Genomic DNA, 22,139 nt, shown 5'->3' with positions numbered 1-22,139 from the left:
CTCAGGGGTTCGGGTTCGTCGCCTTGCCGTCGAGCCACAGGACGTTCGTGACGTCGGAGTGCGTGCCGTCGGTGCCGACGTGCTTCTCGCTGATCTGCGGCCCCTTCGTGATGACGTGGACGAGCGCCATCGCGTGACCACGGCCGAGGCCGTAGTCGGCGGCGAGCCACTCGATGATGGGCGTGGCCTTGGTGTTCGCGTCGAAGCCCTTCTCGTGCGCCTCGTCGACGAGCTGACGAGGCGTGCGGCCGGTCTTCGTCTCGATGTTGTCGAGGTATGCCTGGAACGACATGCGGTGTTCTCCTGAGTGTTCAGTTGCTTGAGCTGGGGATGTCGAGCACTCCGGGAGCATCCTGCCACTCCTGGATGATGCGATCCGACGCGTGGATGCACAGGACGCGCAGGCGCCCGGTGCCGCTGTTCTTGAAGCCGTGCCACACGTTCGCGGGCCCGGTCGCGGTGTCGCCGGCGACGGCGTGCAGCACGACGTCGCCGATCGTGATGCGCGCCTCGCCGTCGAGGACCACCCAGGTCTCTGCGTAGGGGTGGCGGTGCAGATCCGGGCCCTGTCCGGGCTCGTTGTCGACGAAGAAGTACGACACGGCGGCGTCGTGCTCGGCGCCGATGAACCGACGCGTGCGACCGGTTCCGATGCCGAGCTCGGTGGCGGGGACGATGGCGGGGGTTGCGGTGTTCATGGCTTCAGCCTGGCCGGGCGGCATCCCCGCCCGTAGAGTTTCGATGTGGATCGAAAGTACGTCGATTTCCAGCTCGCGCCCGACGACCTGACCGCGATCCGTTTCGGCATCTCGCCCGGTCACGAGCTGTGCCACGCCGTGCGCGCCCTCCTGCGCCCCGACGAGTACCCGCTGCAGTGGGGCTGGATGCGCGCGAACCGCGGCGCAGTCCCCCGCGAGCACTTCGAGGTGCTCGCCCTGCTGATCCGCGAGGAGGGGTACTTCCCGGACTTCCTCACCACGACCCCGATGTGGGAGCTCACGCCCGAGGCGGAGGCCGAACGCCTGCGCGACATCGACGACGAGCGCTTCCACATCGACATGACCAAGGTGCTCGTGCGCTCCGACGGCGCGCGCCGCACCGCGGTGCAGCACATGCTGGACCAGCCCGACCGCGCACGCGCGATGATCGCCGAGGCGTGGCTGTCGGTGTGGAACGCCGCAGTCGCGCCGGTGTGGACGCAGCTGGAGCGTCTGCTGCGCGCCGACATCGCCGTGCGCTCGCGCCGCATCGCCGAGAGCGGCATCGGCGACATGATCGAGACGCTGCACGACCGCGTCGCGTGGGCCGACGGAGCGGTGCGCGTGACGATGCGCATCTGGAGCGAGGTGGTCGACTGCCGGGGGAGCGGACTCGTGCTCGTGCCGTCGGTGATGGGATCGACGGGGTGCTTCGTGCTGACCGAGCCGCCCGCGCAGCCGACGCTGTTCTACCCCGCGCAGGGCGTCACGGCGACCTGGGCGCGCGACGCGGGCGACGTCGCCGACGCGCTCGGGGCGCTGCTCGGACCGGCGCGGGCCCGCATCCTGCTCGAGGCGCACGAGCCACGGACGACCTCGCAGGTCGCCCGCGACACCGGGCTCGCCGTCTCGACCGCGTCGCACCACCTCACCGTGCTGCGCGAGGCCGGGCTCGTCGTCAGCACACGCGACGGCGCGCGAGTCCTGCACCGCCGCAGTCCGCTGGGCGAGGCGATGGTCGGCGCGACGCTGTAGGCGAGGGATGCCGCCACCTGGCCGGCGTCCGGCCCGGCGCCGTGCAGCACCCGGCCGGCGTCCAGGCGACCCCGGTAGACTGGCCGGGCCATCCCCGATGTGCATCTACCTGCCCGCGCCGACCCGCGGAGCAAGGCGGCACGACCAGCCGCCGTCGGCGGCCAGAGAGCCAGGAGCCAGATGCACACCGTCACGTCGCCCGCCGACACCCGCGCGTCCGAAGCAGGGACGCCCGGCCGTCCGCCGAGTCTCATCCGCGAGGCCGGCTACGCGTACTTCCCGATCGCGCTGATCGCACGCCTGCCGTTCGCGATGATGGTCGTCGGCATCCTGACCCTTGTGGTCTCGGCCCGCGGCTCGCTCGCACTCGGCGGTGCGACGAGCGCCATGACCGGGCTCGGGACGGCGCTGGTCGGGCCTCTCCTCGGCGCCGCGGCCGACCGGTTCGGTCAGCGCCGCGTGCTGCTCATCGCGGGCTCTGCGAACAGCCTGCTGCTCGTCGCGATGGCGTGGCTCGCCTTCGCCCCGGTGGCGGATGCCGCCCTGCTGGGCGTCGCGTTCCTCATCGGCGCCTCCATGCCCCAGGTGGCGCCGCTCTCTCGCAGTCGCCTCGTCGGCATCATCGGCCGCGCGTACCCGGCCGCGCGCCGCACGAAGGTCGTGAACGGCGCGATGGCCTACGAGTCCGCGGCGGACGAGATCGTGTTCGTCTTCGGCCCGGTGATCGTGGGTCTGCTGGCGACGACGATGAACCCCGCCGCCCCGGTCATCGGCGCCGCCGTCCTCGCGCTCGTGTTCGTGAGCGCCTTCGCCCTGCATCCCACCGCACGCACCGTCGTCGCGCACGGCGATGCCGGTCCCGCGCAGGCGCCGGCGCGGGAGCTGTTCCGTTCGCGCGTGCTGGCACCCGCGGCCGGGGCGCTCGGCATGGGGCTGTTCTTCGGGTCGATGCTCACCTCGCTCACGGCGTTCATGGCCGAGCGTGGCGTTCCCGAGCAGGCCGGTCTCGTGTACGGCGCGATGGGCATCGGCTCGGCCGCCCTCGCCCTCGGCGTGGCGCTGTTCCCCGCCCGCTTCACGCTCCCGGCGCGCTGGCTGACGTTCGCCGGCGTGCTGGTCGCCGGCACCGTCGTCCTGCCCTTCGTCGACAGCGTCGCCGCGATCGCCGCCGCGCTGCTGATCATCGGCGTCGGCATCGGTCCGACGCTCGTGACGCAGTACAGCCTCGCCGCGGCATTCAGCCCGCAGGGCCGATCGGCCACCGTCATGACGATGCTCGGCTCTGCCCTCGTGGTGGGCCAGTCGGCGGCATCCGCCCTCACCGGCCTCGTCGCCGAGGCCTCCGGCGCGGGTGCCGCGCTCATGGCGCCGCTCGTCGCGGCCGCGGTCGTGCTGGCCGCCGGCGTCTGGAACCTGCTCGCCGCACGCCGACTCACCCGCGCGCAGCGCTGACGCCACCGCCGGCCCCGGCGTTCACGTGGCGTATATGGTCCCTTCGCCCCGCCCGAAGCGGCACATCGCGTCCCGCGAGGCGAGCGAAGGCGAGACGCCCCGGGATCAGACCTGGCGCGTGCTGGCGCGCACCACGAGCTGCGGCACGCGGGTGGGCGGCGGTGCCGTCGCCTCCTCGTCCTGCAGCTGCGTCAGCACGGCGGCCATGGCGTCGCGGCCGAGCCCGACGAAGTCCTGCCGCACCGTCGTCAGCGGCGGCGAGAAGTGCGCGGCCTCGGGGATGTCGTCGAAGCCCACCACACTGACGTCGTCGGGAACGCGCAGGCCCGCTTCGCCGAGGGCATGCAGCAGGCCGAGCGCCATCTGGTCGCTGGAGACGAACACCGCCCCGGGAACGCCGGCGCGCACCAGCTCGGCGCCGATGCGGTAGCCCGCCTCGGGCGACCAGTCCCCGCGTTCGGGCTCGCGCCCGGCGATGCCCGCCTCGGCCAGGCGGTCGCGCCAGCCGCGCAGCCGCTCCTCGGCGTCCATCGACCCTTCGGGACCGGCGATGTGCACGACGTCGCGGTGGCCGAGGGCGAGCAGATGCGACACCGCCGTGCGCGCGCCCTGGTACTGGTCGAGCGCGACGCGGATGCCGCGACCGCGCGACTCGGACGCGATCGACACCAGCGGCACGCCGAGCTCCCACCCGTCGAACGCGTCCAGCGCCGCGCGCTCGGCGGCCAGCAGCACGACGGCTTCGACGTTCTGGCGGATGAGCATCTCGGTCGCCGACCGCAGCGTCGCCGCGGCCGCATCGGCCGGGTTCGTCGCGATGACCGCGTACCCGGCGTCGCGCGCCGACTGGTTGAAGTTCAGCACGACGCTCGACGGCCCGTAGTCGGGCAGGCCGGTCGCGACGAGGCCGATGGTCCGCGAGCGCCGCGTCACGAGGGCGCGCGCGGCCTGCGACGGCACGTAGCGCAGCTGCGTGATGGCGTTCTCGACGCGCTCGCGCGTCGCGGGACGCACGTTCGGCAGGTCGTTGAGCACGCGCGACACGGTCTGGTGCGACACACCGGCCAGGCGCGCGACGTCGAAGATCGTCGCGACGCGGTTGCGGTCGCCGTTCGCGCTCACGTGCTGCGCTCGCTCCCCTCGGGAACGTCGTGACGCGTCCCGCCCCCCATTATCGCGGGATGCCGGCGGCCGAGCCCGAAGGCCGGGCCGGGGTGCATTCCGCCCGTCATCGGCGCCGCGCCGTCAGCACGCGCTGCAGGGCGATGAACACGAGGAGGAGCACGCCGATGAAGATCTTCGTCCACCACGACGAGAGGGTGCCCTCGAACGTGATGATCGTCTGGATGATGCCGAGCACCAGGACGCCCAGCACCGACCCCAGCACGAAGCCGTACCCGCCGGCGAGCAGCGTGCCGCCGATGACGACCGCGGCGATCGCGTCGAGCTCGGTGCCGATCGCGGTGAGCGGGTACCCCGACAGCGTGTAGAAGGTGAAGAGGACGCCGGCCAGGCCCGAGCAGAAGCCGCTCACGACGTACACGAGCACCTTCGTGCGCGCGACGGGGAGCCCCATCAGCATGCCGCTCTGCTCACCGCCGCCGATCGCGTACACCGTGCGTCCGAAGCGCGTGCGGTGCAGCATCCACACCGCCAGCACGACGACGATCAGCGCGATGACGACGCTCCACGTGATCGACATGCCGCCGCCGAGCGGAATGCGACCCACGGCGAGCGCGATGAACGCGGGGTCGCTGATCGAGATCGAGCTCTGGCTGATGACGTAGCAGAGGCCGCGCGCCAAGAACATCGCCGCGAGCGTGGCGATGAACGGCTGCACCTTGAAGAAGTGGATCATGAGGCCGACGAGCAGCCCCAGCACGCTGGTCGTGACCAGGATCAGCGGGATCACGACCGCCGGGGGGAGCCCTGCCTGCAGCAGGCTGGCCGCGATCATCGTCGACAGCGCGACGACCGCGCCGACCGACAGGTCGATCCCGCCGGTCAGGATCACGAAGGTCATGCCGACGGCGAGCACGATGAGGTACGCGTTGTCGACGAACAGGTTGAGCAGCACCTGGCCGCTGAGGAACCCGGGGTAACGGACCCCGCCAGCGACGAACACGGCGACGAAGAGCACCGCGGTGACGAGGACGGGTCCGTACTTGGGGCTCGTGAACGCGTCGCGCACGCGGGCGCCGAAGCCGGCGCGCTGCGTCGCCGCGCCGGGGGCGGGCAGGCTCGGCGGAGCGGGGGTGAGAGTCGTCATCATGCGGATGCCACGCCCTTTCCTGCGCGGACGGCGAGGCTTCGCCGGAACGATGCGAGCGCCTGGTTGGTCGTCGGCGACTGCAGCAGGCAGACGACGGTGACCACGGCGGCCTTGAACACCATGGTCGCGATCGGCGGGATGCCGACCGTGTAGACCGTGGTCACGAGCGTCTGGATCACCAGCGCCCCGACGAGGGTGCCGGCCAGGGAGTAGCGTCCGCCCGCGAGCGAGGTACCGCCGATCACGACGGCGAGGATCGCGTCGAGCTCGATGAACAGCGCGGCGTTGTTGGCGTCGGCGGCCATGGTGTTCGCCGTGAGGATGAGGCCCGCGACCGCGGCGCAGACGGCCGAGAACGTGTAGACGGCGAACAGCAGCCCGCGCGCGCGGATGCCCGCCTGACGCGAGGCCTCCGGGTTGATGCCGACGGCCTCGATCATCATGCCGAGGGCGGTGCGGCGGGTGAGCGTCGCGGCCAGCGCGAACACCGCCGCCGCGATGTACACGGCGATCGGGACGCCGAGCCAGAAGCCCGAGCCCAGCGCCTTGAAGGGCGGGCTCGTCACGGTGAGGATCTGGCCCTCGGTGATGAGCATCGCGACGCCGCGCCCGGCGGTCATGAGGATCAGCGTGGCGATGATGGGCTGGATGCCGAGCACCGCCACGAGGAAGCCGTTCCACACTCCGAGCACGAGCGAGATGAGCAGCGCCACCGCGATCGCGATGGCGACCGTCGCCGGATTGCCGGGATCGGGCGAGCCGAGCAGGATGCTGCACGCGACGGCGCCCGAGATCGCGGCGACGGCGCCGACCGACAGGTCGATGCCGCGGGTCGCGATGACGAGCGTCATCCCGATCGCGACGATGAGCGTCGGGGCCCCGTTGCGCAGGATGTCGATGAGGCTGCCGTACAGGTTGCCGTCGCGCACGGCGATGGAGAAGAAGCCGGGCACGGCGATCACGTCGATGATCAGCAGCACGGCGAGCATCACGAGGGGCCAGAACAGCCTGCTCGAGGCGAGCCGGGCCAACAGGGCGGTCATGCGGGTTCCTCCGCGGTCGCAGGGGCGGGTCGGGGTTCGGACGGCGCATCGGCGTCGTCGCTGCCTTCGGCGATGAGGGCGAGCAGGCTGTCGACGGTCAGGTCGTCGTTGGCGAGGTCGGCGACCTTGCGCCGATCGCGCATCACGACGACGCGATGGCTCAGGCGCAGCACCTCCTCGAGCTCGGCCGAGATGTACACGACGCTCATGCCGTTCTCGGCGAGGCTCACGACGAGCTTCTGGATCTCGGCCTTGGCACCGATGTCGATGCCCCGCGTGGGCTCGTCGAGGATCAGCAGGCGCGGCGCGACGGCGAGCCAGCGCGCGAGCAGCACCTTCTGCTGGTTGCCGCCCGACAGGTTGCGCACGACAGCCTCGGCATCGGCGGGGCGGATGCCGAGCGCCTGGATGTAGCTCTGCGCCAGCTCGTCCTGCCGCTTCTTCGGGATGGGACGGAACCACCCGCGGTCGGCCTGCAGCGCGAGGATGATGTTGTCGCGCACGGTGAGCTCGTCGACGATGCCCTCCGAGCGCCGGTTCTCGCTCGAGAACGCGATGCGGTGCGACAGGGCCTGGCGCGGGCTGCGCAGGCGAAGCGCGTCGTCGCGCACCGTGAGTGTGCCGCTGTCGACGCGGTCGATGCCGCCCAGCAGCCGCGCGACCTCGGTGCGGCCGGATCCGAGCAGACCCGCGAACCCGACGACCTCGCCCTCGTGGATCGTGACGTCGACGGGCTGCACCGCACCCCGGCGCCCGATCCCCCGGGCCTTCAGGAACACGGTCGGATCGGCGGCATCCGCGTCGGATTCGCGCACGCGCTGCTCGAGGTCGTCGAGCGCCGTGATCTCTTTGCCGATCATCTTCTGCACGAGGTCGATGCGCAGGAGCTCGGGCGTGAGGTACTCCCCCACGAGACGGCCGTTGCGCAGCACCGTCAGGCGGTCGGCGATCTCGTACACCTGGTCGAGGAAGTGCGACACGAAGAGGATCGCGACGCCGGCGTCCTTGAGCGACCGGATGATCCGGAACAGCTCGGCGACCTCGTCGGCGTCGAGGCTCGACGTCGGCTCGTCGAGGATGAGCACGCGCGCGTCGATGTTGATGGCGCGAGCGATGGCGATGAGCTGCTGGATGGCGAGCGAGTGCGAGCCGAGCAGCGAGCCGGGGTCCACGTCGAGTCCGAGTCCCGCGAGCACCTCGCGCGCCCGCGCCCGCATGCGGCGCGTGTCGATCGCCCCGAAGCGGCGCGGCTCGCGACCGAGCATGATGTTCTCGGCGACAGACAGGTTGGGCAGGAGGTTGACCTCCTGGTAGACGGTCGAGATGCCGGCGTCCTGCGCCTGCGCGGTCGAGTGGAACGACACTTCGTCGCCGCCGAGCACGATGGTGCCCGAGTCGATCTGGTAGACGCCGGTGAGCGCCTTGATGAGGGTCGACTTGCCCGCGCCGTTCTCGCCCATGAGCGAGTGCACCTCGCCGGGGAACATGCGGAACGAGACGGTGTCGAGCGCCTTCACACCGGGGAACGAGATCGAGATGTCGGTCATCTCGACGACGGGCTCGGGGGCGCCGTCAGGGGCGGGTGGACGCGTGTGGTCGGTCATCCTGGTTCTCCGTCGAACGGGGGCCTTCGGCGTGACGAGGGACGGATGCCGCCGGCATCCGCCCCTCGCACGCGCTCAGTACTTGCGGTCGGGCAGGGCCTCGATGGCCTGCTCCTGCGTGAACGTCGTCTCTTCGGTGATGATGCGCGGCTCGACCGTGCCGCCCTCGTTCAGCGTCTTGATGATGTCGACGAGCTGGGCTCCCAGCAGCGGCGAGCACTCGACGATGAAGTTGATCTTGCCATCCGCGAGCGCCTGCATGCCGTCGTGCACGGCGTCCACGGTCACGATCTTGATGTCCTCGCCTGGCACGAGCCCGGCGGCCTCGATGGCCTCGATGGCGCCGAGACCCATGTCGTCGTTGTGGGCGTACACGAGGTCGATGTCGGGCTGCGACTTCAGCATCGCCTCCATGACCTGCTTGCCGCCGGCGCGCGTGAAGTCACCGGTCTGGCTCGCGACCACCTTGAGGTTCTCGTTGTCGGCGATGACCTCGGCGAAGCCCTCGGCGCGGTCGATCGCGGGAGCGGCGCCGGTGGTGCCCTCCAGCTGCACGATGTTGACGGGCTCGGTGGCGTCCTTGTACTCGTCGAGCACCCACTGACCGGCCTTCTTGCCCTCCTCGATGAAGTCCGAGCCGAGGAACGAGACGTACAGCGACGTGTCCTTGCTGTCGACGGCGCGGTCGGTGAGGATGACCGGGATGCCGGCGGCCTTGGCCTCGTTGAGCACCGCGTCCCAGCCCGTCTCGACGACGGGCGAGAAGGCGATGTAGTCGACGCCCTGCTGGATGTACGAGCGGATCGCCTTGATCTGGTTCTCCTGCTTCTGCTGGGCGTCTGAGAACTTCAGCTCGATCCCGGCCTCCTTGAAGGAGTCCTGGATGTCTTTCGTGTTGGCGGTGCGCCAGCCCGACTCGGCACCGACCTGCGCGAACCCGACGACCAGGTCGCCGAGCGCCTTCGGAGCGTCGCCGCCGGCGCTGTCGCCGCCGTCACCCGAGCTGGCGCAGCCCGCGAGACCGAGCAGCAGCGCGCCGGCTGCGACGATCGAGAGCAGCTTCTTCATGTGAGTGAACCTCTCTGTTCAGGTTGGGGTGCGGCGCGTTGCGTCGTCAGCCGGAGGGATGCCGCATCGCTGTGCTTCCGGTGCGCCGACGGTGGCCGCGATTCAGGATGTTAGCGCTCACTGTTAGCGCTCACAAGAGCGGGACGCCCGCGTTCGTGCAACGAAAACGTAACGGATGTGAGCGCGAACATTCGTCCGGTCGATTGCGCCCGGGGGTGTCGGGTGCGTCAGTGCGCGGCCCCGCCGGCGAGCAGCCGGCGGATCTCTGCGTTGGTGGCCTCGGACTGCGCCAGCAGGGCCTGCAGCCGCGCCGCGTCGACCTCGGACCCTTGGACCGCGAGCGCCGGAGCGCGGGCGGGGGCGGGGGCGGCATCCACGTCGTCGTCCGCGGGCCCCTCGTCTTTGGGAGACCCGAGGAACAGGTTCGCGAGATAGCCCGTGAACGTGCCGAAGATGCCGACGCCGACCACGATGATGACCGCCCCGAGCAGGCGCCCGGCGTTGGTGACCGGATAGGTGTCGCCGTAGCCGACGGTGGCGATCGTGACGATCGTGTACCAGAGCGCGTCGGAGGCGTTCGTGATGTTGGCGCCCTCGGCGTCCTCTTCGATGGCGAGCATCGACATGCTGCCGAACTCCAGCACCAGGATCCCCAGCAGCAGCAGCGTCCAGAGAGCGCTGTTGGCGCGGTCGCGCACGAGCGCTCCGATCAGCGAGCGGACGCCGAGCTCGCGCAGCAGCCGGGCGACGCGCACGAGCCGGAAGATGCGCAGCACCTTGAACTCTGCGAACGGCAGGCTGGCCAACAGGTCCGCCCAGCCGAAGTTGCGGAAGAAGTACCGGCTCGCCGAGGGTGCTGTCACGATCCGGTAGAGGAAGTCGATCAGGAAGATGCCGCTGAACAGGGCGTTCATGACGCCCAGCACGGTCTGCAGCGACGGATCGCTGCGGAACAGCCAGACGAGCACGAGATTGGCGATCGACAGCACCGACAGCACGCCGATGAAGATCTCGTACGCGGTGTTCTTGAGTTCCGAACGGACCTTCTTCGGCTTCACTCTCCTGGCCATCGCCCCCGCCATCCCCACGCGCTCACGGGAGCGGAGTGCCGCCCGCGGCACCATTGTGGCGCACGGCGCGCGGGCGACGCGTCAGGCGCGGTCGGCGATGCGCTCCCCCGCCTCGACGCGCACGGCGAGCCGGTTGTTGAGCGGCGGCAGCGGGCACACATAATGGTCGCTGAACGCGCAGGGCGGGAGGTATGCGCGGTTGAAGTCGACCGTCACCGAGCCGTCGGCCGCGGGCACCTCGATCGGCAGGAACCGGAACCGGTACGCGTCGACGTTGCTCGTGCCGTCGGCGATCACGGCCTCGAGCTCGTCGTCGAGGTCGCCCCACACCGTGAGCTCGACGGGCTCGCCGCCGACCTCGAGGGCGATGGTGCCCACCGCCGGCTCGACGCGCTCATAGCCGTCGACGCTCTCGATCACGATCGACTGGCCCTCCGCCGCCGGGTGGAAGACGCCCGGGATCGCCCAGGCCTCGTCGTGCGGGAACGAGAGGATGCCGCGCAGCGAGGTCCGTCCGGGCGTCTCGGGGTCGAACACGCGCAGCGCGGGGGCGCCGCCCCGGTTGATCGCCTTGAGGCGCAGCGGCCCGACGTCGACGTGCTCGCCGGCCGACAGCGTCACGTCGGTCGGCTCGCCCGGAAGCCCGGTGCCCACGACTCGGCCGTCCTCGCCGTGCCACAGCCCGGGCGCACCCTCGTACGCGCGCGGCTCGGCGTCGAGCCAGTGGGTGTGGCGCAGGGCCGCCGTTCCGTGCGGGGCCGAGACCGCGGCCCAGCGCTGGTCGGCGGCTGCGCCGGCTTGGACGGCGGCGGTGTCGGGGGCGCTCACGGGCGAAGTCATACTCCATCCCAACACGTCCGCGAGGGCGGAATTCCCGCGCCGCCGGTCGCGGCGTCACGCGGCGTCATCCATAGTGCCTTGCACTTCTAGGTAACTTGTACTTCTATGTACCTTGTGGTTCTAGGTAAGAGTGGAGGCGGGCGATGAAGATCGGCAAAGACCTGGTCGCCGCGGCGGCGACGCCCATGGTGCTCGGCATCCTCGCCGAGGGCGAGTCGTACGGCTACGCGATCCTGCAGCGCGTCGGCGAGCTGTCGGGCGGCGAGCTGGAGTGGAGCGACGGCATGCTCTATCCCCTGCTGCACCGTCTCGAGCGGCTCGGCCACGTCGAGTCGTCGTGGGGCGCGTCCCCGAGCGGGCGTCCTCGCAAGCACTACCGGCTGAGCGCCGAGGGCCGCGCCGCGTTCGCCGAGCAGCGGCGCCAGTGGAGCGTCGTCAGCAAGGCGCTGCAGCAGGTGTGGCACGGCCACAGCAGCGGGACCGACTTCTTCGGCGCCCCCGCGCTCGGGGGTGCCTGACGTGGGCGACGATCTCGACGGCGTCCTCGACACGGGCACCGAGCAGCAGATCTCGGCGTGGCGCGCCTACGTGTCGCGCCCCGAGGCGATCGACGGCCGCGACGTCGACGAGTTGGAGGACCATCTGCGCGGCGAGATCGCCCGGCTGGCGGCATCCGGTCTCGATCCTGACGAGGCGTTCCTCGTCGCCGTGAAGCGCCTCGGCGCGCTCGACGACCTGTCACGCGAGTTCGCGCGCGAGCACTCCGAGCGGCTGTGGAAGCAGCTCATGTTCGCCGACGAGCCGGCCGCGCCGCGCGCCGGCGGCCTCGCACTCGCGGTCGGCCTCGCCATCGGGGCCGCGGTCGCGATCAAGGTGCCCGCGCTGTTCGGGATCGACTTCGCGAGCTCGGGCGACTTCTACCCCCGCTTCCTGCCCCTGCTGATCCTGCCGTTCGTCGCCGCCTACTTCCTGGTGCGCCGGCGCGCGACGACCGGGACGATCGCCGTCGTGGCCGCACCGTTCGCCGTGGCCGCGGTGCTGATGGCGGTGTACCCGTTCGCGACCGGCGCTGCGACACTCGTGCTCGCGACCACGCACTGCGCCGTCGCGCTGTGGCTCGTGATCGGCATCGCCTACGTCGACGGGCGCGTGCGATCGAGCCGCGCACGCATGGACTTCATCCGCTTCACGGGCGAGTGGGTCGTGTACCTCGCGCTCATCGCGCTCGGCGGCGGGGTGCTCATCGCGCTCACGATGGGCGTGTTTTCCGCCATCGGCGTGGACGCCGGCATGTTCGTGCAGGACTGGATGCTGCCGTGCGGCGTAGCCGGAGCGGTCGTCGTCGCGGCGTGGCTGGTCGAGGCCAAGCAGAGCGTCATCGAGAACATCGCCCCCGTGTTGACGAAGCTCTTCACGCCGCTGTTCACGCTCCTGCTGCTCGCCTTCATCGTGGCGGGCATCGTGCAGGGCGTGAGCACCGCATCTGGCGTCGAGGTGTTCGGACAGCGCGACCTGCTCATCCTGTTCGACGTCGTGCTCGTGGTGGTGGTGGGGCTGCTGCTGTACGCGCAGTCCGCCCGCGACCCGCTCGCCCCGCCGTCCTGGTTCGACCGCCTGCAGCTCGTGATGGTGGCTGCCGCGATCGTGGTCGACCTCATGGTGCTGATCGCGATGATCGGCCGCATCGCCGAGTGGGGTGCGAGCCCCAACAAGCTGGCCTCGCTCGGGCTGAACGTCATCCTGCTGGCGAACCTCGCCGGTGCGGCGTGGCTGCAGTTGCGCTTCGCGATGCACCGGGCGCCCCTGGAGCGCCTGGAACGGTGGCAGACGGCGTTCCTCCCGGTCTATCTGGCGTGGGCGGCCGTCGTGGTGGTCGTCTTTCCGCCGGTGTTCGGCTTCGAATGAGGGGACGGGATGCCGCGAGCCGCGGCATCCCGTCCCACCGCTGCTGGGGGTCAGCGGTCCTCGGGGGAAAGGTCTCCTTGGCCGAGGTCGCCCAGTTCGGCGTCTTCGGGCGGAACGCCCTGCGTCTCGGGCTGGAACGACTCGGGTGGCAGATCGGTGCGGGGCACGTCGTCGTCGGGCGACGGCAGGTGCGCCGGGTCGTCGCCGGTCGCGGTCGCGGTGTCGTCGGTCGCACCTGCGTCCTCGGCCGTCGTGCGATCCCATTCGGCCTGCGCCGGGTCGCGCGTGGGATCGGGTTCGATGGTGGTGTCGCGGTCGCGGACGGGCTGGACGCCCGGCTGGCCGTCGGGAGCCGGGGGCACGTCGGGTGGCAGGGTGTCTGACATGGCGTCCTCTCGTGAGTCCGGTCGGCAGGGGTTTGCCCTGACGATGAACGCTACGGCCCGGGTCGCCCGACGACACGGGGCTTGACGCGATGACCCGGCCGGAGTAGCGGCAGGGTGGAGTCGTGTCGTGGGTGCGGCCTACGCTCGGACCATGCACACGTGGGTGCTGCACGTCGACCTCGACCAGTTCATCGCGGCGGTCGAGATCCTGCGGCGCCCCGAGCTGGCCGGCAAGCCGGTGATCGTCGGCGGGCGCGGCGATCCGACCGAGCGCGCAGTCGTCTCGACCGCGTCGTATGAAGCGCGCGAGTTCGGCGTGGGATCGGGGATGCCGCTGCGCATCGCCGCGCGGAAGGTCCCGGACGCCGTCATCCTGCCGGTCGACGCTCCGGCGTATCTCGCGGCGTCCGAAGAGGTGATGGCGACGCTGCGGGATCAGCCGGGCGCCGTCGTGCAGGTGCTCGGCTGGGACGAGGCCTTCGTGGGCGTCCGGACGGACGACCCCGAGGACTATGCCCGTCGGCTGCAGGCCGACGTGCTCCACCGGACGCGGCTGCACTGCAGCGTCGGGATCGGCGACACGCTCGTGCGCGCCAAGGTGGCGACGGGCTTCGGCAAGCCGCGCGGCGTCTTCCGGCTCACCGCCGACAACTGGCTCGACGTCATGGGCGAACGGCCGGTCGTGGAGCTGTGGGGTGTGGGCTCCAAGGTCTCGAAGCGCCTCGGGCTGCTCGGCATCCAGACGGTGCGCGAGCTCGCCGCCGGCGACGAGGCCGCGCTCGTGACCGAGTTCGGGCCGAAGATGGGCCTCTGGTACCGGCAGCTGGGCCGCGGCGACGGCTCGTCGGTGGTCGATGACACCCCGTGGGTGGCGCGCGGCCACAGCAAGGAGACGACGTTCCAGACCGACATCGTCGACCCGGCCGACATCGAGCGCGAAGCCCGGCGCCTGCTCGACCAGGTGCTCGCCGAGGTCGCCGCCGATGAGCGCCCTGTCGTCGGCCTCGGGCTCAAGGTGCGCTACGCCCCGTTCCTCACGAAGACGTTCACGAAGAAGGTCGCCACGACCTCCGACCGGTCCGTCGTCGTCGAGAAGGCGATGGAGCTCGTCGCGAAGATCGAGCCCGGCCGGCCCATCCGCCTGCTCGGCATGCGCGCCGAGATGGCGATGCCCGACGACGCCAGAGAGGGCCACACCCCCACGCGCAGCGGCTGGTGACGAGGTCGCTGCCGATCTGAGCGGTGACCGCCGGCGCGTCCCCCATGGCCGCGTGCCGGATCGTCACGAACGACCGCAGCGCACTGTCAGGCCGTCGTGATGAGACCCGCGGCTCGGTGGCGGCGCAGGTCGTGCTCGTCCCACCCGGCCCTCACAGACCCACCATCGCCATGCCGGCGTCGTCGTAGCGGTTGCCCGCGACGTTCGCGCCGAGGGCGTCGAGGGCCGCGATGTCGTCGGCCGACAGGGCGACCTCCGTCGATCGGGCGTTCTCGTCGACGCGCTCGCGCCGCCGGGTTCCGGGGATCGGGACGATGAAGGGATGCCGCGACAGCAGCCACGCGAGCGCCACCTGCCCCGGCGTCGCGCCGCGTGCGGCCGCGATCGCGCGGACGCCGTCGACGATGGCCTGGTTCGCACGCAGGTTGTCGGGCTGGAACCGGGGCACTCGCCCGCGGATCTCGTCGGCGCCGAACGTGGCGTCGGGAGCGACCGTTCCGGTGAGGAACCCCTTGCCGAGCGGGCTGAAGGGCACGAAGCCGATGCCCAGCTCGGCGAGCGTCGGCAGCACCTCCGCCTCGGGGTCGCGGGTCCACAGCGAGTACTCGCTCTGCACCGCGGTCACCGGATACACGGCGTGCGCGCGGCGGATCGTCTGCGCACCGGCCTCCGACAAGCCGAAGTGCCTGACCTTGCCCTCGCGGACCAGCTCGGCGACCGCGCCGGCGACCTCTTCGATGGGCACGTCGGGGTCGACGCGGTGCTGATAGAACAGGTCGATCGTCTCGACACCGAGGCGCTGCAGCGACGCATCGGCGACGCGGCGGATGTGCTCGGGTCGCGAGTCGGTGCCCTGCATCCTGCCGTCGACGATGTTCCAGCCGAACTTCGTCGCGACGACGACCTCGTCGCGGATGGGCGCGATCGCCTCCCCCACCAGCACCTCGTTGTCGTACGGCCCGTAGACCTCGGCCGTGTCGATGAACGTCACGCCGTGCTCGACGGCGTACCGCAGCACGCCGATCATGTCGTCGCGGTCACCGGGGTTCGGTCCGTAACTCATCGACATTCCCATGGCGCCGATGCCGACCGCCGAGACGTCGAGTCCCTGGCCGAGCGTTCTGGTGTGCATGGTTCCTCCTCGACATGCCCGGGCGCTCGCCCGCGGCATCCCCATTCCACAACGTCCGGCGCCGGCGCGGCAGACCCTGACGAGACAGGTACTGCCGGTACACCCTTCCGGGCGGGGCGCCTAGCGCAGCTCGGCGAGCGCCCGATGCACCGACGCCACGGCGCTGGACCCCTCGCCGACGGCGGCCGCGACCCGCTTCATCGAGCCGCGGCGCACGTCGCCGGCGGCGAAGATGCGCGGCACCGACGTCTCGAACGGCAGCGGCTCGCGTCCGAGCCCCTGCCACCGCTGGAGCGACTGCACCGACACATCGGTGCCGGTGCGCAGGAACCCGTCGGCGTCGCGGTCCAGCTCGCCGAGCCACGAGGTCGCCGGCTCGGCGCCGATGAAGCAGAACAGCCCGCGCGCCGGCACCTCCCCGACCGAGTCGATGCTCACGCGCTCGAGCGTCGCACCGCCGTCCAGCCCGACGACGTGCGAATGCGTGTGCACCTCGATGCGCCGGTCTTCGAGCAGACGGTCGACGAGGTACGACGACATGCGCGTGCCGAGGTCGGAGCCGCGGACGACCAGGTGCACGGGGCATCCGTTCGCCGCGAGGAAGAGGGATGCCTGACCCGCCGAGTTCGCGCCGCCGACGACCACGACCGGCGACTCGAGCACCTGACGCAGTTCGAGCGGCGTGGCGGCATAGAAGATGCCGGCGCCCTCGAAGTCGCCCCAGCGGTCGAGGTCGAGGGTGCGGTAGGCCGCCCCCGACGTCACGATCGCCGTGCGCGCACGGAGCATGCGGCCGTCGGTGAGCGTGATGTCGAGCGTGTCGCCGGATGAGCGCAGCTCACGCGCCTCGCACGGCGCATAGACCCGCACGCCGAACTTCAGCGCCTGCAGGGATGCCTGTCCGATGAGGTCGCCGCCGCTCACCCCGAACGGGAAGCCGAGGAAGTTCTCGATGCGCGATGTCGCCGCCGCCTGGCCGCCCGGCGCGACGGCGTCCAGCAGCACCGTGCTGAGCCCCTCCGATGCACCGTAGATCGCGGCGGCGAGCCCCGCTGGACCCCCGCCGATCACGACGAGGTCGACCACCTCGTCGGCCTGTGCCTGGTAGCTGAGGCCGAGCCGCTCGGCCACCATGCCCGGCGTCGCGCGCCGCAGCGGCTCGCCCTGGATGAAGGCGACCGGCAGGTCGTTCGGCGCGATGTCGTGGTCCGCGAGCGCATCCAGGCCGTCCGGCGGCAGCTCCACCGCGGTGTGCACGAGGTCGAGCCGCTCGGCGAACCGCCGCAGCGACAGGAAGTCGCGCGACGAGCGCGGCCCGACGAGCTTCAGCGTGAGCGCGGCCGGTCCCCGGCGCAGCATCTCGCGCCGGGCCCACAGCGCGTGCAGCACGAGATCGCACAGCTCATCGTCCTCGGCCATCAGCAGGCGCAGGCTCGCACGGCTCACGCGCAGCATGCGCCCTGCCTTGGTCGCCCGCGCCGACAGGAAGGCGCCCTGACCGTTCAGCAGACCGAGCTCGCCCACGAAAGAGCGAGGTCCCATGGTGCCGATCACGGTCTCGCCGACCCACGACAGGGCGTCGCGGACGATCTGCACCTCGCCGGTGTCGACCAGGATCAGGTCGTAGTCGAGGTCGCCCGCGCGGAAGAGGTACTCGCCCTCGGCGACATCCTGGGGGTCGCCGAACGCCGTCAGCCGATCCCACTGCGCGTCCGACAGCGGCGGCTTGGCCATCCGCTCGATCTGCGCCTGCTTCATCGCACCCATCGCCGCCTCACCGGTGGATGAGCTGACGCCAGTCATCCGGCACGCGGCCTTCGGGGCCCGGCGACGGCCAGGACTCGGGGCGCGACTCCGGCGGTGCCAGGGACGGGCCATCGACATAGTCCTCGGCGACGTAGTCCCAGAACCACTCCTCGCCGGGTTCGAAGCTGCGCATGTAGCGATGCCCGGTCTCGCGGAAGTGGGCTGTCGCGTGCTGGGCGGGCGAGGTGTCGCAGCAGCCGATGTGGCCGCATTCGGCGCAGCGGCGCAAGTGCACCCACCACCCGCCGGCGGCCTCGCATTCCTGACAGCCGGGCCCCGAAGGCGCGGCGGTGGGGTCGATCCGTTCCAAGCTCATGTCGCGATGCTAGCCCGCACCACGACACGGACGCCCGTGGTTCACTCTCAGGACTTTCCCAGCCTCTATGCTCAGCGCATGACCTTCATCGAAGACATCGAGCCGATCAGCCAGGGCGTGTCGGCGGGTGCCATGTTCGGGTACATCGTCGTGGGCCTCATCTACTGGATCGTCACGATCATCGCCTTCTGGAAGACGTTCACCAAGGCCGGCTACCCCGGGTGGCTGTCGATCATCCCGATCGTGAACCTCTTCGTCCTCGTCAAGATCGCCGGCTACTCGGCCTGGCTGGGCATCCTCTGGTTCATCCCGATCGCCAACATCGTGCTGGGCATCATCGTCGCGCTGCGCAACGGCCGCGCGTTCGGCCACGGCGGCGCCTTCTCCTTCTTCCTGCTGTTCCTGCTCAACCCGATCGGGTACCTGATCACGGGCTACAGCAACGACACGTACACCAAGCCCACGTCGGCCTGACCCGTTCCACCATCCTCGAGAAGAGTGGATGCCGCAGCCCGCGGCATCCACTCTTCCGCTGTTCCGCCCGCCACGCTCGACGATCAGACTGGTCGGCATGCCGACCCTCACCGCCGTCCACGGCGACATCACACAGCAGCACGTCGACGCGGTCGTGAACGCCGCGAACAACCGCATGCGCGGGGGCGGCGGCGTGGACGGCGCCATCCACCGCGCGGGCGGCCCGGCCGTGCTGGCCGACTGCATCGCGCGGTTCCCGCACGGGCTGGCGACCGGCGACGCCGGCTGGACCACGGCGGGCGACCTGCCGGCGACGTGGATCATCCACACGGTCGGTCCCAACTTCGCCGCCGGCGAGCGCGACAGGTCGCTGCTGGAGTCCTGCTACCGGCGCTCGCTCGAGGTGGCGGACGAGCTCAGCGCGCGCTCGATCTCGTTCCCCCTCATCAGCGCCGGCGTGTACGGCTGGCCGCTCGATGACGCGATCGACGCGGCCGTGGAGGTGCTGCAGGGCACCGGGACCGCGGTCGACGACATCCGTCTCGTCGCCTTCTCTGCCCCGACGTTCGCGCGCCTCGCGCGCCGTCTCGGTCAGGCCCAGGGTTGACGCGTCAGCCCAGCTCGTCCGGGTGGGTCAGCCGCCACCAGTCGTCGGGCGGCTCGATGTCACCCTCGATCACCAGCGGGATCGTCGTGGTCTTCGGCCCGGCGGTCCACGTGATGCTGCCGACGATCTCGTCGTCGAGGTAGGTCTTCGGGGTCGTTGTCTGCATGGTGACCGTGATGGGCGTGTCGGACCAGGTCAGGATCGACGCCTCCTGCGCGATCACGATCTTCGCGGTCGATCCCCACGGCGTCGCGTAACCGCCTACCTGCTGCCCGTGCGACGCGACGGGCACGTCGTGGAAGCCCTCGCGGATACTGTCGAGTTGGGCGCGCACCTGATTGTCGACGGACGGTCGCGACATCCCTCCGAGCAGCACGCCTGTGACAGCGAGCCGATCGCCGATCCCCACGTCCATCGATGCCGTGTACAGCAGGTTGTACGCGCCGTCGCCCAGGTTGCCCGTCTTCAGGCCGGTGATGCCGTCGACCCCGAGCAGGTCGTTGGTGTTCGTGATGGTCCCCACGCTGGGGACCACCATGGACGGCGTCGCGGCGAGCGCCGCCACGGTCGGGTTCGCCGCGGCGAGCCGGGCGAGCGCGATGAGGTCGGTGGGCGTGCTCGTGTTGCGCGGGCTGATGCCGGTCGGCTCGACGAGCGTGGTCCCCGCGAGCCCGTTCGCCGCGATCCAGCGCCGCGCCGCCGCCACGAACGCCCCCTGCGAGCCGAACGCCCACGTCGACACGGCCTCGGCATAGTTGCTGGCCGACGGCAGCAGCATCATCGCGAGCGCATCACGCTGTGTCATCGAGCTGCCGGTGGGCATCGAGACGATGGTCGCACCCATCACGTAGTACTTGTCGTACAGGTCGTGGTCGGCCTTGCTGAAGGTGATCGTCGGACCGGGGTCGTTCGCGTCGGCGAGGGGCTTCGCGTCGAGGATCACCAGCGCGGTGATGAGCTTGCTGATGCTCGCCATGGGGACCGGGTCGTTCGTGCCGCTGGTCGCCCAGATGCCGCTGGCACCCGGGCCGAGGTAGGCCTCGCCGCCCGAGACCGAGATGGCGGACGCCGCGGTCGGCAGCGCCAGCTGGACAGCGGGACCGGATGCCGGCGGCCCAGGCTGCCGTGAGGTCGCCGTCGGCGCGGGCAGGGGTGCGTGGAGGGCCCACACGACATAGCCACCCGTGGTGCCGAGGAGCGCGACGAGCACGATCGCGGTGATGAGGAGGCCGATCCTGCGCCGTCGGCGGCGTCTCAGCCGAGCGTCCGGATCGACGTCGGCGAGACCGTCCGTCAGCTCCCGCTCTTCGCGCATGAGCTCCGCGAGATCCGCGAACTCGTCGGTCACCTCGTCGTGCGTCGCGATCGCTGGCCTCCCTCTGGAAATCTGGTCCCATCATGCATTATCCGGGCGAGCTCGGTTGCTCGGAGTTCGCCGGGAACGCGACGGACCGTCAGTCGGCGGAGAGGGAGCGCAGCGCGCGTTCCGACTCGTCCAGCAGCGCCGGGAACTCTCGGGTCTCGCCCTCGGCGAGCCAGGCGGCGAACGCCGCCCCGAACACCGCGATGCCGGCATGCGCCGCGATGGTCGCGGACGGTTCGGAGACGCCGCGCTCACGCAGGGCGGCAGCCATGGCGTCGGCGACGCCCGCCATCTTCAGCAGCTCGCGTTCCCGGAGCCCGTCGTTGGTCGCGATGACGGTGGCGCGCACCCGCGAGCCTTCCCGGCGCTCGGGCGGGAAGAAGCGCTGAGCTTCGCGCAGTCCCGCGGCGACAGCATCCCACGGCGACGCGTCGGCGGGTGCGTCTCGCAGGCCGGTGACGAACAACGACGCGAACTGCCCCTGGTCGGTAAAGAGCACCTCGCGCTTGTCGGTGAAGTAGCGGAAGAACGTGCGCTCGGTCACCCCGGCGCGTTCGGCGATGGCGGCCACGGTCGTCGCCTCGACGCCGCGCTCGGCGAAGAGCTCGACAGCGGCCCTGCGCAAGCGCCCTGACGCATCGGGCTCCCATCTGACCATGGCTCGAGGATAGCTGATGACAGTCACTGACATCAGTGGTATCGTCTCGTGATGTCAGCACCTGACATCACTCTCTTCAGGAGGAAACATGCGGTATTTCGTCACAGGCGCGTCGGGCTGGATCGGTACGGCCGTCACGCGCGAGCTCCTCTCGGCCGGGCATGAGGTCACCGGGCTGGCCCGGTCCGAGGCATCCGCCGCGGCTGTCGCAGCCCTCGGCGCCGACGTCGTGCGCGGCGCACTCACGGATCTGGATGTGCTGAGGGATGCCGCGACCCAGAGCGACGTCGTCGTGCATCTCGGGTTCATCCACGACTTCAACGACTTCCTCACCTCCGTGCGCGTGGACCGCGACGCCATCGAGACCTTCGCCTCCGCTCTCGAGGGAACCGGCAAGACGTTCGCGATCGCGTCCGGCGTGGCGGGCCTCGTCGCCGGCCGTCCCGCCACCGAAGACGACGTCCCGCAGATCCCCAACCCGCGCAGCGAGAACGCGACGTTCGTCCTGTCGCTGGCCGACCGCGGCGTCAAGCCGCTCATCCTCCGCTTCGCCCCGAGCGTGCACGGCACCGCCGGCGACCACGGGTTCGTCAAGCGACTCGCAGAGGTCGCACGCGAGCGCCGGGTGTCGGCGTACGTCGGCGACGGCTCGTCGCGGTGGGCTGCCGTGCACCGGGACGACGCTGCACGGCTGGTGCGCCTGGCGACCGAGGCCCCCGACCGCGGTTCGGTCGTCCACGCCATCGCCGAGGAGGGCGTGCCGTCGAAGGAGATCGCCGAGGCGCTCGCCGCACGACTGGGCCTGTCGACGGCGTCGGTGCGCGCCGAGGATGCGCCCGAGCACTTCGGATGGGTGGGCGCGTTCTTCTCGCAGGACTTCACCGCGACGAGCACCCTCACGCGCGAGCGCTGGGGCTGGCAGCCGACGCAGCCGACGCTGCTCGACGACATCGCGGCGGGCGGTTACGACGTCCCGGAGCGGTTGAGCGCCTGAGGTCGCCCAGCCCGGCAGCGCCCGAGGAGCCCGCGTGCCCCTCGGGCCCGGGCGACTCGGGCTGGAGCGAGTGGATGCCGCGCCCTCGGCGCGTGAGCGCACGGTCGGCCGCGTGCGCGGCATCCATCGTCCCGAACCGGTCGCCGATAGTATGGCCGCGGTCCCGATCGGGATGCCACGATGCGTTGCCCGCCGCG

General features: G+C 71.0%; 23 protein-coding genes. 8 read left to right on the top strand and 15 right to left on the bottom strand.

Annotated features, from left to right (window positions below; all coding sequences use genetic code 11):
• Position 1 precedes the first annotated feature (1 nt).
• Positions 2–292 (bottom strand): DUF4287 domain-containing protein, encoded by a 291-nt coding sequence (locus tag JNB62_RS00440; RefSeq protein ID WP_220298910.1) that lies wholly within the window; start codon positions 290–292, stop codon positions 2–4.
• A 19-nt stretch (positions 293–311) separates the two neighbouring features.
• Complete coding sequence (locus JNB62_RS00435; protein ID WP_220298909.1) at positions 312–698, bottom strand: cupin domain-containing protein; 387 nt, start codon at positions 696–698, stop codon at positions 312–314.
• 45 nt (positions 699–743) lie between these two features.
• Between JNB62_RS00435 and JNB62_RS00430 the strand changes: the two genes are divergently transcribed.
• Together JNB62_RS00430 and JNB62_RS00425 are read left to right on the top strand one after the other, a co-directional pair.
• Positions 744–1,733: an ArsR/SmtB family transcription factor gene (locus JNB62_RS00430; protein WP_220298908.1), complete on the top strand. Its 990-nt coding sequence runs from the start codon at positions 744–746 to the stop codon at positions 1,731–1,733.
• A 180-nt stretch (positions 1,734–1,913) separates the two neighbouring features.
• On the top strand, positions 1,914–3,185 hold the full coding sequence (locus tag JNB62_RS00425; protein WP_220298907.1) for an MFS transporter: 1,272 nt from the start codon (positions 1,914–1,916) through the stop codon (positions 3,183–3,185).
• Between the two features lie 105 nt (positions 3,186–3,290).
• On the opposite strand, the gene JNB62_RS00420 is transcribed toward JNB62_RS00425, so the two are convergent.
• The 7 genes from JNB62_RS00420 to JNB62_RS00390 form a co-directional block, all read right to left on the bottom strand.
• Complete coding sequence (locus tag JNB62_RS00420; RefSeq protein ID WP_220298906.1) at positions 3,291–4,307, bottom strand: LacI family DNA-binding transcriptional regulator; 1,017 nt, start codon at positions 4,305–4,307, stop codon at positions 3,291–3,293.
• A 106-nt stretch (positions 4,308–4,413) separates the two neighbouring features.
• The gene (gene yjfF / locus JNB62_RS00415) at positions 4,414–5,454 is read right to left on the bottom strand and encodes a galactofuranose ABC transporter, permease protein YjfF (RefSeq protein ID WP_220299187.1); all 1,041 of its coding nucleotides are present in this window, start codon (positions 5,452–5,454) and stop codon (positions 4,414–4,416) included.
• Positions 5,454–6,500, bottom strand: a complete 1,047-nt coding sequence (locus JNB62_RS00410) for an ABC transporter permease (RefSeq protein WP_220298905.1) — start codon at positions 6,498–6,500, stop codon at positions 5,454–5,456. Before JNB62_RS00410 ends, yjfF begins: the two co-directional genes overlap by 1 nt.
• Positions 6,497–8,104 (bottom strand): sugar ABC transporter ATP-binding protein, encoded by a 1,608-nt coding sequence (locus JNB62_RS00405; RefSeq protein ID WP_220298904.1) that lies wholly within the window; start codon positions 8,102–8,104, stop codon positions 6,497–6,499. The genes JNB62_RS00410 and JNB62_RS00405 overlap by 4 nt, the downstream gene beginning before the upstream one ends.
• Before the next feature lie 75 nt (positions 8,105–8,179).
• Entirely contained in the window at positions 8,180–9,172 is a 993-nt protein-coding gene (locus tag JNB62_RS00400; RefSeq protein WP_220298903.1) for an ABC transporter substrate-binding protein, read from the bottom strand.
• Between the two features lie 227 nt (positions 9,173–9,399).
• The gene (locus JNB62_RS00395; protein ID WP_220298902.1) at positions 9,400–10,242 is read right to left on the bottom strand and encodes an ion transporter; all 843 of its coding nucleotides are present in this window, start codon (positions 10,240–10,242) and stop codon (positions 9,400–9,402) included.
• Between the two features lie 81 nt (positions 10,243–10,323).
• Positions 10,324–11,082: a DUF1684 domain-containing protein gene (locus tag JNB62_RS00390; protein WP_220298901.1), complete on the bottom strand. Its 759-nt coding sequence runs from the start codon at positions 11,080–11,082 to the stop codon at positions 10,324–10,326.
• 143 nt (positions 11,083–11,225) lie between these two features.
• Between JNB62_RS00390 and JNB62_RS00385 the strand changes: the two genes are divergently transcribed.
• Both JNB62_RS00385 and JNB62_RS00380 read left to right on the top strand, forming a co-directional pair.
• Positions 11,226–11,600 (top strand): PadR family transcriptional regulator, encoded by a 375-nt coding sequence (locus JNB62_RS00385; protein ID WP_220298900.1) that lies wholly within the window; start codon positions 11,226–11,228, stop codon positions 11,598–11,600.
• 1 nt (position 11,601) lies between these two features.
• Positions 11,602–12,987, top strand: a complete 1,386-nt coding sequence (locus JNB62_RS00380; protein ID WP_220298899.1) for a permease prefix domain 1-containing protein — start codon at positions 11,602–11,604, stop codon at positions 12,985–12,987.
• A 50-nt stretch (positions 12,988–13,037) separates the two neighbouring features.
• On the opposite strand, the gene JNB62_RS00375 is transcribed toward JNB62_RS00380, so the two are convergent.
• A complete protein-coding gene (locus tag JNB62_RS00375; protein ID WP_220298898.1) occupies positions 13,038–13,373 on the bottom strand; it encodes a sugar ABC transporter ATPase in 336 nt (111 codons plus the stop codon).
• 151 nt (positions 13,374–13,524) lie between these two features.
• On the opposite strand from JNB62_RS00375, the gene JNB62_RS00370 reads away from it, so the two are divergent.
• A complete protein-coding gene (locus JNB62_RS00370; RefSeq protein ID WP_220298897.1) occupies positions 13,525–14,592 on the top strand; it encodes a DNA polymerase IV in 1,068 nt (355 codons plus the stop codon).
• A gap of 151 nt (positions 14,593–14,743) precedes the next feature.
• Here JNB62_RS00370 and JNB62_RS00365 read toward each other — a convergent pair whose 3' ends face one another.
• The 3 genes from JNB62_RS00365 to JNB62_RS00355 all read right to left on the bottom strand — a co-directional run bounded on the left by JNB62_RS00365 (position 14,744) and on the right by JNB62_RS00355 (position 17,846).
• Positions 14,744–15,724: an aldo/keto reductase gene (locus JNB62_RS00365; protein WP_220298896.1), complete on the bottom strand. Its 981-nt coding sequence runs from the start codon at positions 15,722–15,724 to the stop codon at positions 14,744–14,746.
• Positions 15,725–15,844: 120 nt separating this feature from the next.
• A complete protein-coding gene (locus JNB62_RS00360; RefSeq protein ID WP_223230846.1) occupies positions 15,845–17,527 on the bottom strand; it encodes an FAD-dependent oxidoreductase in 1,683 nt (560 codons plus the stop codon).
• Positions 17,499–17,846 carry a UBP-type zinc finger domain-containing protein gene (locus JNB62_RS00355; RefSeq protein ID WP_220298895.1) on the bottom strand — a complete coding sequence of 116 codons (348 nt, stop codon included), beginning with the start codon at positions 17,844–17,846 and terminating at the stop codon, positions 17,499–17,501. Before JNB62_RS00355 ends, JNB62_RS00360 begins: the two co-directional genes overlap by 29 nt.
• Before the next feature lie 78 nt (positions 17,847–17,924).
• Between JNB62_RS00355 and JNB62_RS00350 the strand changes: the two genes are divergently transcribed.
• Both JNB62_RS00350 and JNB62_RS00345 read left to right on the top strand, forming a co-directional pair.
• A complete protein-coding gene (locus tag JNB62_RS00350; RefSeq protein ID WP_220298894.1) occupies positions 17,925–18,320 on the top strand; it encodes a DUF5684 domain-containing protein in 396 nt (131 codons plus the stop codon).
• Between the two features lie 97 nt (positions 18,321–18,417).
• Complete coding sequence (locus JNB62_RS00345) at positions 18,418–18,927, top strand: O-acetyl-ADP-ribose deacetylase (protein ID WP_220299185.1); 510 nt, start codon at positions 18,418–18,420, stop codon at positions 18,925–18,927.
• A 4-nt stretch (positions 18,928–18,931) separates the two neighbouring features.
• Here JNB62_RS00345 and JNB62_RS00340 read toward each other — a convergent pair whose 3' ends face one another.
• Together JNB62_RS00340 and JNB62_RS00335 are read right to left on the bottom strand one after the other, a co-directional pair.
• On the bottom strand, positions 18,932–20,275 hold the full coding sequence (locus JNB62_RS00340) for a D-alanyl-D-alanine carboxypeptidase family protein (RefSeq protein ID WP_308291685.1): 1,344 nt from the start codon (positions 20,273–20,275) through the stop codon (positions 18,932–18,934).
• Positions 20,276–20,381: 106 nt separating this feature from the next.
• Complete coding sequence (locus JNB62_RS00335; RefSeq protein WP_220298893.1) at positions 20,382–20,948, bottom strand: TetR family transcriptional regulator; 567 nt, start codon at positions 20,946–20,948, stop codon at positions 20,382–20,384.
• 88 nt (positions 20,949–21,036) lie between these two features.
• Here JNB62_RS00335 and JNB62_RS00330 point away from each other — a divergent pair, with 88 nt between their 5' ends.
• Positions 21,037–21,942, top strand: a complete 906-nt coding sequence (locus tag JNB62_RS00330; protein WP_220298892.1) for an SDR family oxidoreductase — start codon at positions 21,037–21,039, stop codon at positions 21,940–21,942.
• Positions 21,943–22,139 lie beyond the last annotated feature (197 nt).

Origin of the sequence: Microbacterium jejuense (assembly GCF_019511665.1) — a bacterium.
GTDB lineage: Bacteria > Actinomycetota > Actinomycetes > Actinomycetales > Microbacteriaceae > Microbacterium > Microbacterium jejuense_A.
The sequence above is the reverse complement of the archived record's forward strand: the minus strand, read 5'-3'. Positions and strand labels throughout refer to the sequence as shown.

Bases quoted from the DNA above. Each gene is read 5' to 3' on its own strand.
- JNB62_RS00440 (WP_220298910.1), bottom strand. From the start codon at position 292: ATGTCGTTCCAGGCATACCTCGACAACATCGAGACGAAGACCGGCCGC.
- JNB62_RS00435 (WP_220298909.1), bottom strand. From the start codon at position 698: ATGAACACCGCAACCCCCGCCATCGTCCCCGCCACCGAGCTCGGCATC.
- JNB62_RS00425 (WP_220298907.1), top strand. From the start codon at position 1,914: ATGCACACCGTCACGTCGCCCGCCGACACCCGCGCGTCCGAAGCAGGG.
- yjfF (WP_220299187.1), bottom strand. From the start codon at position 5,454: ATGACGACTCTCACCCCCGCTCCGCCGAGCCTGCCCGCCCCCGGCGCG.
- JNB62_RS00410 (WP_220298905.1), bottom strand. From the start codon at position 6,500: ATGACCGCCCTGTTGGCCCGGCTCGCCTCGAGCAGGCTGTTCTGGCCC.
- JNB62_RS00405 (WP_220298904.1), bottom strand. From the start codon at position 8,104: ATGACCGACCACACGCGTCCACCCGCCCCTGACGGCGCCCCCGAGCCC.
- JNB62_RS00400 (WP_220298903.1), bottom strand. From the start codon at position 9,172: ATGAAGAAGCTGCTCTCGATCGTCGCAGCCGGCGCGCTGCTGCTCGGT.
- JNB62_RS00395 (WP_220298902.1), bottom strand. From the start codon at position 10,242: ATGGCCAGGAGAGTGAAGCCGAAGAAGGTCCGTTCGGAACTCAAGAAC.
- JNB62_RS00390 (WP_220298901.1), bottom strand. From the start codon at position 11,082: ATGACTTCGCCCGTGAGCGCCCCCGACACCGCCGCCGTCCAAGCCGGC.
- JNB62_RS00385 (WP_220298900.1), top strand. From the start codon at position 11,226: ATGAAGATCGGCAAAGACCTGGTCGCCGCGGCGGCGACGCCCATGGTG.
- JNB62_RS00375 (WP_220298898.1), bottom strand. From the start codon at position 13,373: ATGTCAGACACCCTGCCACCCGACGTGCCCCCGGCTCCCGACGGCCAG.
- JNB62_RS00370 (WP_220298897.1), top strand. From the start codon at position 13,525: ATGCACACGTGGGTGCTGCACGTCGACCTCGACCAGTTCATCGCGGCG.
- JNB62_RS00365 (WP_220298896.1), bottom strand. From the start codon at position 15,724: ATGCACACCAGAACGCTCGGCCAGGGACTCGACGTCTCGGCGGTCGGC.
- JNB62_RS00360 (WP_223230846.1), bottom strand. From the start codon at position 17,527: ATGACTGGCGTCAGCTCATCCACCGGTGAGGCGGCGATGGGTGCGATG.
- JNB62_RS00355 (WP_220298895.1), bottom strand. From the start codon at position 17,846: ATGAGCTTGGAACGGATCGACCCCACCGCCGCGCCTTCGGGGCCCGGC.
- JNB62_RS00350 (WP_220298894.1), top strand. From the start codon at position 17,925: ATGACCTTCATCGAAGACATCGAGCCGATCAGCCAGGGCGTGTCGGCG.
- JNB62_RS00345 (WP_220299185.1), top strand. From the start codon at position 18,418: ATGCCGACCCTCACCGCCGTCCACGGCGACATCACACAGCAGCACGTC.
- JNB62_RS00335 (WP_220298893.1), bottom strand. From the start codon at position 20,948: ATGGTCAGATGGGAGCCCGATGCGTCAGGGCGCTTGCGCAGGGCCGCT.
- JNB62_RS00330 (WP_220298892.1), top strand. From the start codon at position 21,037: ATGCGGTATTTCGTCACAGGCGCGTCGGGCTGGATCGGTACGGCCGTC.